This is a genomic window from Brachybacterium subflavum, from assembly GCF_009299795.1.
In the GTDB taxonomy this organism is placed as follows: domain Bacteria; phylum Actinomycetota; class Actinomycetes; order Actinomycetales; family Dermabacteraceae; genus Brachybacterium; species Brachybacterium subflavum.
Genome location: NZ_VIGP01000006.1, coordinates 307628 through 322829 on the forward strand (window position 1 = coordinate 307628; position 15202 = coordinate 322829).

13 protein-coding genes are annotated in these 15202 nt (G+C 70.1%); 2 read left to right on the plus strand and 11 right to left on the minus strand.

Features of this window, described 5'->3' with window-relative positions; all coding sequences use genetic code 11:
• Positions 1-8 precede the first annotated feature (8 nt).
• Positions 9-443, plus strand: a complete 435-nt coding sequence (locus FHG10_RS15600; protein ID WP_152354264.1) for an RbsD/FucU family protein — start codon at positions 9-11, stop codon at positions 441-443.
• A gap of 219 nt (positions 444-662) precedes the next feature.
• Here the strand turns inward: FHG10_RS15600 and FHG10_RS15605 are convergent, their stop codons facing one another.
• The 4 genes from FHG10_RS15605 to FHG10_RS15620 form a co-directional block, all read right to left on the minus strand.
• Positions 663-1616, minus strand: a complete 954-nt coding sequence (locus FHG10_RS15605) for a ribokinase (protein WP_264674032.1) — start codon at positions 1614-1616, stop codon at positions 663-665.
• Positions 1617-1678: 62 nt separating this feature from the next.
• Positions 1679-2740: a phosphotriesterase family protein gene (locus tag FHG10_RS15610; protein ID WP_227488310.1), complete on the minus strand. Its 1062-nt coding sequence runs from the start codon at positions 2738-2740 to the stop codon at positions 1679-1681.
• On the minus strand, positions 2737-3789 hold the full coding sequence (locus tag FHG10_RS15615) for a DMT family transporter (RefSeq protein ID WP_152354266.1): 1053 nt from the start codon (positions 3787-3789) through the stop codon (positions 2737-2739). Before FHG10_RS15615 ends, FHG10_RS15610 begins: the two co-directional genes overlap by 4 nt.
• A gap of 2 nt (positions 3790-3791) precedes the next feature.
• A complete protein-coding gene (locus tag FHG10_RS15620; RefSeq protein ID WP_152354267.1) occupies positions 3792-4553 on the minus strand; it encodes a glutamine amidotransferase in 762 nt (253 codons plus the stop codon).
• 135 nt (positions 4554-4688) lie between these two features.
• Between FHG10_RS15620 and FHG10_RS15625 the strand changes: the two genes are divergently transcribed.
• On the plus strand, positions 4689-5705 hold the full coding sequence (locus FHG10_RS15625; RefSeq protein WP_152354268.1) for a LacI family DNA-binding transcriptional regulator: 1017 nt from the start codon (positions 4689-4691) through the stop codon (positions 5703-5705).
• Between the two features lie 48 nt (positions 5706-5753).
• Here FHG10_RS15625 and FHG10_RS15630 read toward each other — a convergent pair whose 3' ends face one another.
• The 7 genes from FHG10_RS15630 to FHG10_RS15660 all read right to left on the minus strand — a co-directional run bounded on the left by FHG10_RS15630 (position 5754) and on the right by FHG10_RS15660 (position 15124).
• Positions 5754-6827 carry a M20 family metallopeptidase gene (locus tag FHG10_RS15630; RefSeq protein WP_193636351.1) on the minus strand — a complete coding sequence of 358 codons (1074 nt, stop codon included), beginning with the start codon at positions 6825-6827 and terminating at the stop codon, positions 5754-5756.
• 72 nt (positions 6828-6899) lie between these two features.
• Positions 6900-9224, minus strand: coding sequence for an FAD-dependent oxidoreductase (locus FHG10_RS15635; protein ID WP_193636352.1), 2325 nt, complete (start codon positions 9222-9224; stop codon positions 6900-6902).
• Entirely contained in the window at positions 9221-10153 is a 933-nt protein-coding gene (locus FHG10_RS15640) for a MurR/RpiR family transcriptional regulator (protein ID WP_152354270.1), read from the minus strand. The genes FHG10_RS15635 and FHG10_RS15640 overlap by 4 nt, the downstream gene beginning before the upstream one ends.
• Positions 10150-11067, minus strand: coding sequence for a carbohydrate ABC transporter permease (locus tag FHG10_RS15645; RefSeq protein ID WP_152354271.1), 918 nt, complete (start codon positions 11065-11067; stop codon positions 10150-10152). The genes FHG10_RS15640 and FHG10_RS15645 overlap by 4 nt, the downstream gene beginning before the upstream one ends.
• On the minus strand, positions 11060-12034 hold the full coding sequence (locus tag FHG10_RS15650; protein WP_152354272.1) for a carbohydrate ABC transporter permease: 975 nt from the start codon (positions 12032-12034) through the stop codon (positions 11060-11062). Before FHG10_RS15650 ends, FHG10_RS15645 begins: the two co-directional genes overlap by 8 nt.
• Position 12035: 1 nt before the next feature.
• Positions 12036-13343: an ABC transporter substrate-binding protein gene (locus FHG10_RS15655; protein ID WP_152354273.1), complete on the minus strand. Its 1308-nt coding sequence runs from the start codon at positions 13341-13343 to the stop codon at positions 12036-12038.
• Between the two features lie 176 nt (positions 13344-13519).
• Complete coding sequence (locus FHG10_RS15660) at positions 13520-15124, minus strand: C69 family dipeptidase (protein WP_152354274.1); 1605 nt, start codon at positions 15122-15124, stop codon at positions 13520-13522.
• Positions 15125-15202: the final 78 nt, after the last annotated feature.

Below are 15202 nucleotides of genomic sequence, written 5' to 3' on the forward strand. Positions count from 1 at the left end.
ACGCGACGATGCTCACCGGAATCGACCCCCTGCTCAGCGGCGACCTGCTGCGCCTGCTCGACCACATGGGACATGACGACACCCTGCTGGTCGCCGACGCGCACTACCCCCCGTACCGCTCGGGCGCCCCGGTGATCGACCTGCCCGTGACCTCGCCCGAGGCCGTGCGTGCGATCCGCACCGTGCTGCCGCTGGACCTGTACGCGGGACCGTCGGCCACGCTGATGAACCCCGAGCCCGGCACCGGCGAGGAGGTCCAGCAGCAGCTCAAGGAGGCGATCGCCGCCCCCGGCGAGGACCGCTTCGAGTGGATCGACCGCTTCGCGTTCTACGAGCGCGCGGCCTCGATGTTCGCCGTGATCCGCACCGCCGAGGTCCGCAAGTACGGCTGCATCATGATCCGCAAGGGCGTGGTCGGCGACGAGGAGTCGCGCGGGGTGTGAGGCGACCGGCGGCGGTCGCGCCGCGGCCGTGTCCGTCGCGGAGCCCGGGCTTCGACGTCGCTGGGTGAGGTCTCAACGCGTATAGGGGCGTGAGACCTCACCCAGCGACATCGGCCCGGATCATCATGTCGGAGACATCGATAGATGTCCTGGCGACGATTCGTCGCATTCGCATCCGGGCCAGACAGACGTCCGCAGCCCTGCCGTGCTCACCGCTGATCAGACAGGCAGCGCGTCCTCGGGCCAGGGATAGGAAGGCTGCGCCCCGGCCGAGGTGACGGCGAAGGCACCCACCCTCACGGCGAACCCGCTCGCCGTGACAAGGTCCTCGCCGCGCGCGATGCCGACGCCGAGTGCCCCAACGAACGCATCCCCCGCACCGGTCGTGTCCACGGCTGGAACAAACGGCGATCCGACCTCGCGCAGTGGGACCTCCTCATTCGGTGCGACGTCGGGAGGCGTGGCTTGCCCGGCGTCGAGAGCCGTTCTCTCGACGCTCACGATCGCGCCCTTAGGTCCTCGCGTCATGATCACCGAGCGAACGCCTGCGCGCCGCAGCTCCGTCACGGCGAGCGCATCGTCCGACGGCACAGGAGCACCAGTCATTGCCTCGAGCGCCAGCCGGCCCTCGTGCTCATTTACGACCAGGGGGTCGGCCGCGCGCAGGGTCTCAGGGGCGACGTCGATGACCGGCGCGAGGTTCAGCAGGAACCGGGTGCCGGTCTGGACGCAGAGCCGCGCGAGCTCGTCGACCGCGACGGCAGGTGTCTCGCCCTGGGCGATGACGAGGTCGCTCGAGGCGATGTCGTCGGCCAGGAGTGCGGCGCCTTCGGCATCCCAGCTGCCGTTGGCACCCGGGGCGAGCACGATGCTGTTCTCGCCGGCGCTGTCGAGCGTCACCACGGCGAGCCCGGTCTCGACATCGTCCACCGCGGCGACTCCGGTGAGATCGGCACCGGCCTCGCGCAGCAGCAGGAGGGCCTGCGCGGCGTCGGCCCCGGTCCCGGTGCGGCCGACGAAGCGGACGTCTCCGCCCAGGCGCGCCGCGGCGCATGCCTGGTTGGCACCCTTTCCGCCGGGTGACCGGCGCGACCGTGTGCTCGTCAGGGTCTCGCCCGGTGCCGGATGTCGTGCGACCTCGAGGACGAGGTCCACGTTCACCGATCCGACCACGAGGATTCGCCCTTGGACTGGGCTGCTGAGCGAGTCAGGCGCCGTCGGTGCGGACTCCGCGCTCACGCCCTCCCTCCTGCCAGGTACCGCTGCGGATTGTCCGTGATCAGGCGACGAGCCGTCGATCGCTCGACGCCCCGGTCCACCAGCAGATCCAGGAATACCGTGGGCACGAGGACGAATCCGTTGCCGCCCAGGCTGCTCCACATCTGCTTGAGGAACAGGTCGTGGCTGAGCAGGACCCGGTTCGCGTAGCCGAGGTCGATCAGCCGAGCCACTGCGTCGGCGGTCTCGGAGATCGAAGGAGAGGCTCCCTCGCCGGGGAAGGTGATGTCCAACCCGATCATGTCGAACTCGAGCCACACGCCGCGATCGAGGAGGCGTCGCTGGTAGTCCAGGTCCTCCCCGGAGGGATCGGTGTGGGCGAGGGAGATGCGCGCGGGATCCGCGCCCATCTCCCCGACGGCGATGTCCAGCACCTCATCGCCGCGATGCTGCCAGCCGGGCATGTGGATGTTCATCGCCGTGGCCGGGCTCTCCTGCTGGGCGAGCGATGCGGCGCGGAGGCTCGCGCGCTCGCCCGAGGTGAAGTCCGGCGAGACGCCGACCTCTCCGATCATCCCGGCGCGGATTCGCTGTTCGCCGACGAGGACGCCGGTGCGCAGCTCGTCGAGAATCTCCCCCGCGAGTACGTCGACGTCTCGCTCGGTGATCCGGGTGCCCTCGAACTTCTCGAGGTAGGGCCCGGTCGACATGACGACGTGCAATCCGGTGTCCTGGGACAGATGGACCAGGTCGCGGGGGCTGCGGCCGATCGCGGCAGAGCCGGTGGCGTCCACGATAGTGCCGCCCCCGGAAGCTTGGAAGGAGGAGACCTCGGCGCGCACACCGGTGGGATCCTTCGACGCGACGTTGTCGCGACTGCAGTAGGGATCCTGCCGCAGCGCCCACTGCAGCCCGGGCTCCACCGCACGTTCTGGGAGGATCCCGCTGAACTCGTAGGTGGGCGCGACCAGGCACTGGCTGAGGTCGTTGAAGAGGTGCTCGTGGGGGAGCGTCACACCCAGATCGCGGGCGGGAACCGGGCCCGCCACCGTCTGCACGAGCGCATCCGTCTCCGTCACGATCGCACCTCCTCAGCCTCGGGATCCGGGTCGATGCCGTCGTGCTGGCCGATCTGGCGCGGTGTCGTCTGGCCACGGACTTGTCGGGAAGGGATCATCGCGACTCCGGAGGCGCACAGGGCCACCAGGGCGCCGAGCACGGTCACGACGTGCACCACGCCCATGCCGGGGATGAGCGAGTCGATGAGTATCGAGCCCACCAGCTGCCCTGCGGTCGACGCGAGGGCTAGCAGCAGCAGTCCGAGCCGACGCACCAGCAGGGCCATCAGGGCGATCGAGGCGAGGCCCAGCGGGCCGCCCAGGTACATCCACCAGGTGTCGGGGAGGGAGAACGTGGCATGGCCGGCTGTGGCACGACCCACGAAGGCCAGACCGAGGATCACGAAGCCGACCAGGAAGTTCCAGGTGATCGAGACCAGCATCGATCCAGCGAGCTTCCCGATGTTCGAGTTGCCGGCCGGCTGCCATCCCGCGAGCAGGCCGCCGACGAACGGCAGGATGACGAGTGCGAGCGCATGCGGGGTCTCGAAGTTCGGGGAGACCACGAGCACCGTGGCGACCACGGCGAGCGCCGCACCGATGATGCGGAAGACGCTGAGCGCCTGCTTGAAGGGGACCCCGATGCCGAGGCGGTCGCAGACCACGCCGGAGATGACCATGCCGGAGATCAGGGCGGTCTGGAAGGTGGCGACGCCGAGCGCGCCCACGGAGATCCCTTCCGACAGCACGATCATCGCGCCGCACAGGCCGGCGAAGAAGTTCGGCCACGGAATCGTGCCGCGGCGCAGTTGCCTCGGCAGCGACAGGAACGCGCGGCGGGTCGAGGGCCGCGGCAGGATGATCAGGAGCATCAGCACCAGGCCTGCTCCGAAGCTGACGATCGAGGCGAGGTGCCCGTCGCCGAGATCCGCCCCCAGCCTGCCGTTGACTGCGGACTGCATGGGGCTGAGCATTCCGGCGAGCACGGTGAAGAGGGCGAAGATCCCGACCGAGGCCGTCCTGGCGACGGGCGGGCGGTCATGGACGACGCTGTCCGTGGTGTTGGCCATGGTCAGTCCTCCGATCCCTTCTCGCCTGCCAGCCAGGTCATGGCCTGCGAGAACAGCTTCCCGTAGCCGTCCCAGTCCATGAACTCGGTGGGCGCCCAGTGCGGGGAGACGTCCGATGCGAAGGCGAGGGTGCGACCCTCGCCCACGGTGCGCACCGCCAGCAGCGGCTCGCCCTCGACCTTCGCGAGGACGGCGGCGTCGTCCTTCGCGACCAGCTGCTGGTAGCCCAGCAGGATCGGCCAGGTCTGGTCGAGGCCTGCGACGACGGGATGCTCGATGTCGGTCAGAGCGCCCTCGACGCCCTGCGGCGACTCCACGCGGTCGTCCCAGCGGTGGATGTCGACGGGGAGGATCTCCTCGATAGCCGTGCCCGCGTAATTGGCCATGCCCTGGAATCCCTGGAAGGAGAGGTAGCCCCCGGCCATCATCAGGCCACCGCCGTCGCGGACCCAGTCGCGCAGCAGGTGCAGACGGTTGGGGGCGGGGCGGCCCTGCTCGAACACCTTCGGGGGCAGCAGCAGCGTGTTGGCGCCGACGTCCGAGAGCAGGACCACGTCGTAGGGGTCGAGCTCCTCTCGGGTGAGGGGGAACTGCTCGGCCACGTCGTGGGAGCGCAGATGGGTGACCTCGTGCCCGCTCTCACGCAGCACGTCGAGCAGGTGCGCGCAGCCGATGTGCACCTGTGTGTGGGGGAAGGCGTCATACCCCTTGTGGTCGATCGTGGCGCTGACCCACGACTCGCCTGCCAGCAGGACCTTGGCCATCCGTGCTCCTCCTCGAACTCGCGAAAGCGTTGCGCAACGATTGCGCAACGTTGTGTTGACGACTGTAGGCTCTCGGTGCGCGAAGAGCAAGAGGCGGCCGCGCGGACCGGCGGCTGCACCGGCGGAAGGGGAACCATGTCGATCTCAGGTGTCGCCCGGGAAGCGGGCGTCTCGCCGTCGACGGTCTCGCGCTTTCTGCGCGGCCAGCTGCGACTGAGCGGGGCGACCGAGGATCGGATACGCGCTGCCATGCAGGCCACGGGGTACTCGGCGCCGCGTCGAGAGATCCTCCACCTGGGCCTCGTGATCCCGGAGCTGTCCAACCCGTACTTCGCGCAGCTGACGCAGGCGCTCACCGACGCCGCCCATCATCGCGACCTCGAGGTCTCGGTCTTCGTCTCGGACGGGCGCGAGGATCGCGAACGCAGGATCGTCGCGCATTGCGCACAGGATGGCGACGCAGGACTCGACGCGCTGGTGTTGGTGTCCATGACCGGCAGCAGTGCCGTGCTCGAGGAGGTGCCGCGCTCGCTTCCGTTCGTGGTGCTCGACGAGAGGCTCGACGGGGAGGTCGCGCGCGGGATGTCGTTCGTGGGTGCGGAGAGCTTCGAGGGCGGCTATCAGGCGACGACCTTCCTGCTCAGTCGCGGTCACCGGCGGATCGTGCACGTGGCCGGGCCCGGCAGGCTGGGGTCTGCACGCGAGCGCCTGCGCGGGTACCTGCGCGCGCTGCGGGATGCCGGGGTCGAGCCGGACCCGCGCCTGGTGCTCGAAGGGCCCTACTCCGAGTCGTTCGGCGCGAGCGCGCTCTCCCAGATCCTCCGTCTCGAGGACTCGCCGACCGCGGTGTTCGCCGCCAGCGACGTCGTCGCCGTGGGGATGGCCGCGGCCGCACCGATGCACGGGGTGCGCATCCCCGACGATCTCTCGGTGATCGGTTTCGACGGCATTGAGCAGGCGTCCTGGGTGACTCCGCGCCTGAGCACTGTCGTCCAGCCCTTCGGGGAGCTCGCGCGGTCCGCGTTGGACGAGATCGAGGCGCTCAGCGGGGGCGCAGAGCCGAGGGCGCGCGTGCTGCCGATGGAGCTTCGGATCGCGGAGTCCGTCGCTGGGCCGAGAGCCGCAGAATCGGACGAGGCGCGGCACCGCTGACGGGCGGACCTCAAGACGGCGGTGCTGAGCCCGCACCCCACGGCCGGCTCACTCCGCGTCGGGGACCAGCGCCTGCTCGAACGCGCGGGTCGCGTCGTGGAGCTGCGCGATCTCCAGGTGCTCATCGGCCGAGTGCATTTGCGTGGGATCGCCGGGCCCCCAGACGACGACCGGGACGCCTGGCGCGAGTGCCTGCAGAACGGAGCCGTCGGTGAAATACGAGACTGGGGCGGGGTCCAGGTCGGCGGGCAGTTCTCGAACGAACGTCGCGTCCGGGTCTGTGCGCAGGGCGGAGAGGTCCAGGATCGTCCGGACCTCGTCGATCCCCTCGACGCCCTGCCAGTGCCGGCGCAGGGCGGCGGAGTCCCCGATGGTCCGCTGGTCCAGCGTCGCGACCGCCTGTGCGGGCACGATGTTCGTGGCCTCGCCGCCGTGGAAAGTGCCCACGGATGCCGTCTCCGCTCCGAGCAGCTGGTCGTTGCGCAGTGGGGCCGTCTCGAGCGCCGGGCCGATCGCGGCGGCGAGTCGCGTCACGGCGTTCACTCCACGCTCGGGAGCCGAACCGTGTGCGGAGGTTCCGTGGGAGATCAGGCGCAACCAGCATGCGCCGCGGTGGCTGCAGCGGACGCTGAGCGAGGTCGCCTCGGGGATGATGATTCCGCTGAGGTCGAGATCGGAGATCGCATCATCGGCGCGCTGGGCCCCGAGCGAACCGATCTCCTCGTCGGCGGTGAGCAGGAGATGACCACCAGCTCCCCGGCGAGCTGCTGCGACGAGTGCACAGGCGGCCGCGGCGAGGCCGCCCTTCATGTCCACGGATCCGCGACCGTGAAGGGCGTTGCCGTCGGAAGCGCCGCTCAGCGGGTCATGGGTCCACCGGTCAGGGTCCCCGACGGGCACGGTGTCGGTGTGACAGGCGATCAGGGGCACGGGGGTGCCCGTCGGTCCGAGGGAGATCAGTGTCCAGGGTTGTTCCTCGCCGCCGGCGGAGACGCGCGCGTCGGGCGCTCCGGACCGGATCGCATCCACCACGTGCTGCTGGACTGCGCGCATGCCATCTGCATCGCCCGAGGGGCTCGAGATGCGGATCAGGTCGCGGGCGAGGGAAAGGGAGTCGGCCAATGGGGGTCCTTTCGGGCGTCGGTCGATGTCGGCCATTGTGCCCGGTGCGATCGCCGCAGCAGGTCGAGGTCGTCAGCCCACGTCCTCCCACGCCCGCATGCCCACCACATGCGCGGCGGGCGAGCCGTTGGTCTCCTCGACGACGAGCCGCAGGGCAGCGGTCCGCAGCGGTGCCGGGAGGCGGATGCGGCGCAGACGCTGACGATTGTCCTCGAGGTGAGCGACCTGGTGCCAGGCGCCGTCGGTCCATGCTTCCAGGCGCGCGTCGCGCACCAGGGTGGGCATGGCCTCGTCCTCCGTGCGGTGGTGATGGAGGTTGATGAGGTCCTCGTTGACGTCGTCGTCCAGGACCAGGTCGATCTGAGCGATGCGCTGCCGGCGCCCCCAAGTCGCGGCGAGCCAGGGCTGCGGGTCCTCGCTCGTAGGGGCCGAGACCCACATCTGCGGCCCGCCGTATGGGCGGGCATGGCCACCGCGGGCGCGGTCCGGCGCATAGACGGCGGTCCCCGGTGCGGCGCGAAAGCAGATGCCCTCGCCGTGGAGCGTCTCCTTCCACTCACGCCACTGCTCGGTGTGCTTCTCATCAGCGGGCATGTCTCGTCGGCGCATGGTCACGGTGCCGGGCTCGACGCCACGTCCCCGGTGGACGCGCAGCGCAGAGTTCGCCCGCAGAACGGCGAAGACGTTGCTGGGCGCATCGGGCACGTAGTCGAGCTGCGCGTGCGCCCAGCTGCGGCCGGCGGGGACGGTCATCTCGAGCGTGCGGACCCGCTCGTGGGGCAGGTAGTTCTGCGGCTTGCCGGTGGTGAAGAGCTCGAGGACCAGGGTGGTGTCCCGATCGGCGTCCAGCAGCAGGTCCAGCCCTTCCAACGACGCTCCGACGGGCAGCACGATCCCCAGGTCGGTCTCGAGGGGGAACTGCCCCGCGCTCGCCGTCGAGGCGAGGGATGTCTTGGTCGAAGAGGCCGTGAACTCGGCCTGGAGTGCGAGGTCCGCCGGGTCCTCATGGGGTGCGCCAAGGACCGATGCGTCCGCCCGCACCAGCGCGCGCCGCAGCGCTGTGAGGTGACCGGCGGCGAGCTCGCGCGGCGCGACCCTGAGCCTGCCGGCGAGGGCGGAGGCGATGCCCGCCGCCTCCCCGAGCACGGCGCAGGTCGCCATCACGCGCGTGGAGCCGAAGGCCACATGGCTCGCGCTGATGTCGCGCCCGGCCATCCACAGGTTCGTCACGTTGCGGGAGAACAGGGAGCGCAGGGGGATGTGGTAGTTCCCGTCGGGGTGCCAGTGCCGGGAGCCGCGCTCCGAGGCGTAGACGCCGCCCACGGGATGCAGATCGATCGACCAGCCGCCGAAGGCCACCCGATCCTCGAACTCGGTCTGTCCCAGCACGTCGTGCTGGGTGAGCACGTGGTCGCCCACGAAGCGTCGGTACTCGCGCTTGCCCGGCACCGCGCCGATCCACTCGAGCGAGAGGTTCTCGGCGTCGAAGCGGCCGGAGTTCTTGATGTGGTCCCAGATGCCGTAGCAGACGGCCTGCAGCTCGTCGCGGATGCGCTCGTTGTCCTGCACGATGTCCAGGTCGCCGCCCCATTCGATCCACCAGTAGTCGCAGCCGTTCATGGACTGGCGGATCACGCGGTTCTCGGGGATCGAGGTCTTCTCGATGTCGATCGCGAAGGAGGGGGCGACGAACCTCTGCGGGTGGCCGACGTCCTTCGTGTAGAAGAGGATCGTCGAGCCGAGCATGTCGTCCTCGGGGTTCTCCGGCGCCCAGGACTCCCCGTAGGTCTCGCGGTCCTCGCTGCCGCGCATGGAGTCGGCGCCGGCGAGGTGTCCGACGAGCCCGTCGCCGCTGCAGTCGATGAACGCGGGCGCGGTGAAGCGGATCCGCCGCTCGGATCCGCTCATCCACCCGGTGACCGATCGGACCGTGCGGCGGTCGGCCGGGCCGTCGGCCTCCACCTCGGTGACGTCGGTGTTCAGGAAGAGGGAGATGTTCTGCTCCGCGCGCACCGTCTCGAGCAGCAGGAGATCCCAGTAGTAGGGGTTGCCGTCGGGGTTGCGGTACTGGTTCTCGACGAACAGCTCGCCCATGATGCCGGTCTCGCGGGCGAACATGTGCACGCCGTGGGCGGTCGCGCCGCACACCCAGACGCGGACCTCGCTCGAGGAGTTCCCGCCCAGCACGGGCCGGTTCTGCACGAGGGCGACGCGGCTGCCCTGCCGGGCGGCGCCGACGGCGGCGCAGATCCCCGCGAGGCCGCCGCCCACCACGACGATGTCCGCCGTGACGGTCTCGGTCGGGATCCTGGGCTCCCTGCGGAGTCCTGCGTCCTCGGGCGGCACCGTGTCGGCGGCGCCCGTCGTCGGGTGGGTCGTGGTCGGGTCCGTGCTCATCGCGCGTGGGTCCTCTCGGGAGCGTCGGGGTCGTCGGGAGCGTCGGGCTCCTTGGGGTCTGCGGGAGCGACGGGGCCGGCGAAGGTGCCGTCGTCGACGTAGCGCTTGGTCGGGTCGACGGATCGATGCTGGGCGACGAGCAGCCACAGCAGGCTGGTGGCGAGGATGTCGCTCGCGCGGCCGGCGTAGTACTGGGTCCAGACGGTGCCGTTGCGGATCCCGGAGTACAGCGGGAGGTCCGCGGCCTCGGCGAGGGGCGAGTCGGGATCACCGTGCAGCGCGATCGTGTCGGCTCCGGCGGTCCGGGCCCGACGCAGGAAGTCCAGAGTCGCCGCGTCGGTGCCGGAGCGGCCCAGCACGATCACGGCGTCGCGCTCGGTGAGCGTGTTGGCGACGGCCCGCAGGGTGTGGCCGCCCGCCTCGTGGAACCAGGCGGCGATGCCGATGCGCAGCAGCCGCATCTGCAGCTCGCGCAGGGCGATCGCATCGCCCCACTCGCCGTGGAGATGGACGTGGTCGGCGCGGGCGATGGTCCGAGCCGCTCTCTCGAAGGCGCGGACGTCGATGGTGTCCGCAGCCTCCCGCAGGGAGCGCGCGGCGGTGCCCGCGAGGGTGTCCAGGACGGTCTCGGGGGAGTCGGACGGGGTGATCGCGGAGCCGATGTCGCGCTCCCAGCCGGACTGGGTGGCGCGTCCGTTCTCCAGGGCGATCGCGGAGCGGAAGGCGGGGAAACCGGGGTAGCCGAGCTTCGAGGCGAGCCGGGAGACGGTCGCGGCGGATGCCTCGGACGCCGCGGCGAGGTCCGTGATCGAGGCGCTCTGGGCACGCAGCGGATCGGCGAGGATCACCTCGGCGACGCGCTGTGCTGTCGGGTTCAGCCGCGGCGCGAGGTCGCGGAGCCGCTGGAGGGCGGAGGGCTCTCGTGTCATTTCAGGGCGCTCTCGGTCATCGCGCGGATGAACCGGCGCTGGAAGATCAGGAAGACGAGGAGGATCGGGATGATCGAGATGACGGCGGCCGCCATCGAGAGCGCCGGGGCCATCGCGCCCGTCTCGTCGACGAAGTTCGTCAGCCCCAGGGGCAGGGTGAAGTGCTCGGGGTCGGAGATGAACACCAGCGGCGTCTCGTAGTCGTTCCACGACCACACGAAGGTGAGGATCGCCAGCGCGCTGATCATGGGGATCGCGTTGGGGAGGTAGATGCGGAAGAAGATCTGGAACTCGCGCGCGCCGTCCAGGCGCGCTGCCTCGGCGAACTCGTCGGGCTGGGCGATGAAGTACTGGCGCATGAGGAAGGTGCCCAGCACGGTGAACATGCCCGGCAGGATCAGGGCCCACAGGGTGTCGTAGAGCCCGAGCTGCTGGAAGTAGACGAAGCGCGGCACCAGCAGCAGCTGCGCGGGGATCAGGGAGGTCGCGAGGTAGGCGATGAAGATCTTGGTGCGGCCGGGGAAGCGGAGCTTGGCGAAGGCGTACCCGGCCAGGGTCGCCGTGGCCAGCTCGCCGAGCACGCGCACGACCGCGACCAGGACCGAGTTCAGGAACGCGGGCAGGATCGACGCCTCGCCGAAGAGCACCTCGCGGTAGTTCTCCCAGCGGGCCTGGTCCGGGATCCACTGCATCGGGATCAGGAAGGCCTCGGAGTCGGGCTTCAGCGAGGTGGAGATCATCCACGCGAAGGGGAGCAGGAAGAGCAGGGCGAGGATCCACAGCGGGATGCCCCAGGCGAGCCGGCGGATGCGCCGGCGCCGCCGATGCTGCGCCCTGCGCGCCGTGAACGTCGCCTCCGGGGACACCGCCCGGTCGCCGGATGCGGCCCGAGGGGTGCGTGCGCTCTCAGTCATTCAGGGCCCTCCCGCGCTGGGCACGCCACATGATCAGCATGATGGCGAAGATGCCGATGAAGGTCACCAGCCCGACCGCGGAGGCGTAGCCGAAGCGGTAGAACTGGAAGCTGGTCTGGTACATGTAGAACGACAGCGTGGTGGTCGAGTCGCCCGGGCCGCCGTTGGTGATCAGGGCGATCATCCCGAAGGTCTGCGAGATGCCGACGAACAGCGTGACCAGCAGGAAGATCGTCGTCGGCAGCAGGGAGGGCCAGGTGATGGTGCGGAAGGCGCGCCACCTGCCCGCGCCGTCGATCTGCGCGGCCTCGTAGAGCTGGGCGGGGGCGTCCTGGAGGGCCGAGAGGTAGATGAGGTTGGCGTAGCCGGCCTGCGCCCACACGGTGACCAGTATCAGCGCCGGCAGCGCCCAGTGCGAGGAGGCGAACCACTGGGGGAGATGCTCGAGGCCGAACATCCCCAGGAACTGGTTCATCACGCCGGCCGACGGGTCCAGCAGCATCTGCCAGGTCATCCCGATCGCCACGATGTTCACGATGTAGGGCACGAAGAACGCGGCGCGCAGCAGGCCACGCGCGGGGACGTCCCGGTTCAGGGCGAGGGCGAGGCCGAGCCCGACGGCGAGCGTGAGCGGCACGGCGGCTCCCGCGTAGATGATCGTGAGGACCATCGCGTGCCAGAAGGACGGGTCCTTGAGCACCGCGAGGAAGTTCCCGAGGCCCACGAAACGGATGCCGCCGAAGCCCGAGACCAGGTCCCACTCGGTGAAGGACAGGAGGATCACCGAGACCAGCGGGATGAAGGTGAAGGCGAGCACCCCCAGCAGGTTCGGGGCGATGAACAGCCACCCCACGAGGGGCTTCGGGTCGGAGGGCGCACGGCCGGGTCTGCGCCGGGAGCGGCGGGTCGGGGCGGAATCGTCGACGGGCGGGGCCGACGGCGCGAGGGCGGTGCTCTGCGTCTGCATGTCAGGCCTCCTCGTAGCGGTCGATGAGGGCCTGGGCGTTCTCGTCGATGGTGTCGATCGCCTTCTGCGGGCTGCGCTCGAGCAGCCAGCACACGTCCCGCTGCTGCTCGTACTTCTGCGTGATCTCGCTGTAGGCGGTGAGGTCGGTGTCCATGTGCAGACGGGGTCGGACGTCGAACAGCGCGTGCTTGAAGGACTCGAGGTCGAAGTACTCCTCGGCTCCCTCGCCCATGATCCCGGAGAGGATGTCGTCCTCGTCCACGTCGCTGATGATCGACATGTAGCCGGCCTTGAGCAGGTCCGGGGCGCCCTCGAGCTGCCAGAACCTGCAGAACTCCCAGGCCATCTCCTGCTTCTCGCTCTTGGCGTTGACCTGGATGAATGCCCCGTACTCGCCCGTGTTCCAGTCGTTCCCGTCGACGGTCGGCATCGGCGCGGCCGAGACCGTGAAGTCGTGGGGGTAGGCCTCCTGATCGCTGAGGAAGCGCAGGGAGTAGGGCGCGGTCATCCAGGAGATGAAGTCCTCGGCGATGAAGTTGTTCTGCTGGTAGGCCTCGACGTGGCGGGCCAGGGCCTGCGACCACGGGTAGAGGGTGCCGCTGCGGATCAGGTCCGAGGAGAGCTCGAGGTGGCGCAGGAACGCCGGGTTCTCGAAGTTCGAGTCGCCGGCGTCGGTGAAGCGGTAGTTCGGGCCGAGCTCGATGCGCGCGAGGTCCGGGAGCGTGTAGGACCCGTGGTGACCCGTGCTCGCGAGCCGATCGAGCACGTCGAGGTACTCCTCGAGATCCCAGGACGAGGGGAGGTCCACGCCGGCCTTCGTGCGCAGGTCGTCGTTGAACAGGATCATGTTGGGGATCCGCGTCGTGGCGAGGGCGGAGATCCTGTCGCCGTCGATCAGCGCCATCGGCTCCTCGGTGTCCAGGAAGCCGGAGAGCTCCGGGGTCTCGCGGACCCGCGCCCCCAGGTCGGCGGCGAGCTCCGGGCCGGAGCGCATGGCGAGGTTCTGGATGCCGTAGGTGAAGAACACGTCGATGTCGACGTCGCCCTGCAGGGCGGTGTTCACCTTGAGGTTGCCGCGATCGTCGTTGACGTAGCGGGTGTAGACGACGGGGATGTCCGGGTGCTTCTTCTGGAAGCGGTCCACGACCTGCTGCGGGCCGCTCTCGGCGGGGACGCCGCCCCAGACCTGCAGGGTGTGCGGGTCCTTCGAGGAGCTCGCGCCGCAGCCCGCCAGGGCGGTGGTGGCGGCAGCGGCCCCGAGGCCGCCGAACTGCCTGCGGCTGAGCCGTGGGGATGGACGTGCGTGCATGAGTGACCTTCCGACGCGACGGTGCGTGGGGTGGCAGGTGGCGCATGCACAACATTTGCGCAATCGCGCACTCGCGTCAAGGTCTCACGCAAATCCTATGCGTGAAGAGAAGGCCCGTGCCCGGGCAGAGGCCGCCCGGGCAGTGGCCGCTCGGGCATGCCCCTGCCCGAGGAGGATCACCCGTCCGAGCGGGAGAACCGGTTCGTCATCAGGTTGGACGCCGTGAACAGCACCGACCCCAGCAGCTGATCGGTCTCGCTCCGGATCTGCTCGGCGATCTGCGCGTTGGCCTCCGCGAGCAGAGAGGGCACCGAGCCCTCCGGCGCTCCCGGCGTGCCCGTCGCTCCCGGCGCGCCCGGCGTGCCCGTCGCGCCCGCCGCGACCTGTTCGTCGGCCGCATGCACGGCCGCATGGCCGAGGGCGAGGGTCTTCTGCTGGTAGCGCTCGATCGTGGGGATGATCTGCGCGAAGTGCGCGTCGGCCAGTGCCGCGATCAGGCGCGAGGACCAGTAGAAGCTGTCCGTGCTCACGGTGCCGGTGGTCTCGCTCAGGTAGGCGGGCGCCTCGTCGACGTTCGTGAACATGGGGATCAGGGTGTTGAAGGGGTTCGAGGCGAAGGAGATCCACTGCAGGGCGCGCGATGCCTCGGGCAGGTCGGGGCGGATCTGGAGGATCGCCAGCGCGTTGTGCCGGTTGATGCCGATGGGGCGGAAGGCGCGGCGCTCGGCGTCGGTGCCGCGCGGCGAGTACGGGTCGTAGACGGTGCCCTGGTAGTGGGAGCTGAGCACGTCCTTGACGTCCTCGACCGTCAGCTTCCGCTCGGGCCGGCGGCTCCACGGCAGGTCGTCCGAGTCGGGGCGGTGCGGGGCATCCGGCCCGTCCCAGTCCTCGCTCGTGGGGTTCAGCGTGCGCTGCATGTACCAGGCGCGGGGGGTGTTGTAGATGTGGTCGTGCTCGGTGTGGGAGCCGAACGCCTCGCGCGGGTTGAAGGTGCTGCCGGTCCCGTCGGTCCCCGTCGGGCCCGTGCCGGAGAAGCCGGCCCCGCCCGAGCGGCGCAGGGTGAGATCCAGGTGATGGGTCTCGAGGAAGGCGCGCAGGTCGGGGCTCGCGAGGTGGTCGCGGCCCGCGCCCTCGGCGTCTTCGAGGTCGAAGGAGTCGATGCCCAGCTGATTGGGCATGGTCACGTAGTGGTCCTCGGGCACGCGGCGTGCGATCCAGTGGTGACCGCCCACGGTCTCGAGCCACCAGATGTCCTGGGCGTCGGAGAACGCGATCCCGTTCATCTCGTAGGTGCCGTGCTCGGCGAGCAGAGCGCCCAGGTGTTCGACGCCCTCGCGGGCCGAGCGGATATAGGGCAGCACCAGCGTCACGAAGTCCTCCTCGCCGAAGCCGCCCGGCCGCTCCGGGCGGTGCCCGGGCTCGCCCTCGGCGCCCACGGCGGGGACGAGCTCGACCAGCGGGTCGGCGCCCAGCACCCGGGGGTTGGAGGTGAGGGTCTCGGTCGCGCTCATCGCGACGTTCGCCGCGTTGATCCCGGCGCAGCCCCAGATGCCCTCGTCGGGCAGGGCGTTGGGGATCGACGTGTACCGCATCGGGTCATCGGGCAGGTCGATGGTCCGACGACTCAGCACGCTGGTGTAGGTGCGCGGCTGGTCCTCCGGGCGCACCACGACCACGCGCTTGGGATCGAAGGATCCGTTCGAGGAGTCCTCGGTGCGGGCGACGAGCGGAGAGCCGTCGGCGCTGGCCTTCCGGCCGACGAGGAGCGTGGTGCAGGGCATGGGGCCTCCTGGGGATCGAGCGGGGTGCGGCTGTCGCGCGGAACCGCGGGAGCCGTCTGTGCGTTCCACGGTAGTCCG

Bases quoted from the DNA above. Each gene is read 5' to 3' on its own strand.
- FHG10_RS15600 (WP_152354264.1), top strand. From the start codon at position 9: ATGCTCACCGGAATCGACCCCCTGCTCAGCGGCGACCTGCTGCGCCTG.
- FHG10_RS15615 (WP_152354266.1), bottom strand. From the start codon at position 3,789: ATGGCCAACACCACGGACAGCGTCGTCCATGACCGCCCGCCCGTCGCC.
- FHG10_RS15620 (WP_152354267.1), bottom strand. From the start codon at position 4,553: ATGGCCAAGGTCCTGCTGGCAGGCGAGTCGTGGGTCAGCGCCACGATC.
- FHG10_RS15625 (WP_152354268.1), top strand. From the start codon at position 4,689: ATGTCGATCTCAGGTGTCGCCCGGGAAGCGGGCGTCTCGCCGTCGACG.
- FHG10_RS15635 (WP_193636352.1), bottom strand. From the start codon at position 9,224: ATGAGCACGGACCCGACCACGACCCACCCGACGACGGGCGCCGCCGAC.
- FHG10_RS15640 (WP_152354270.1), bottom strand. From the start codon at position 10,153: ATGACACGAGAGCCCTCCGCCCTCCAGCGGCTCCGCGACCTCGCGCCG.
- FHG10_RS15645 (WP_152354271.1), bottom strand. From the start codon at position 11,067: ATGACTGAGAGCGCACGCACCCCTCGGGCCGCATCCGGCGACCGGGCG.
- FHG10_RS15650 (WP_152354272.1), bottom strand. From the start codon at position 12,034: ATGCAGACGCAGAGCACCGCCCTCGCGCCGTCGGCCCCGCCCGTCGAC.
- FHG10_RS15655 (WP_152354273.1), bottom strand. From the start codon at position 13,343: ATGCACGCACGTCCATCCCCACGGCTCAGCCGCAGGCAGTTCGGCGGC.
- FHG10_RS15660 (WP_152354274.1), bottom strand. From the start codon at position 15,124: ATGCCCTGCACCACGCTCCTCGTCGGCCGGAAGGCCAGCGCCGACGGC.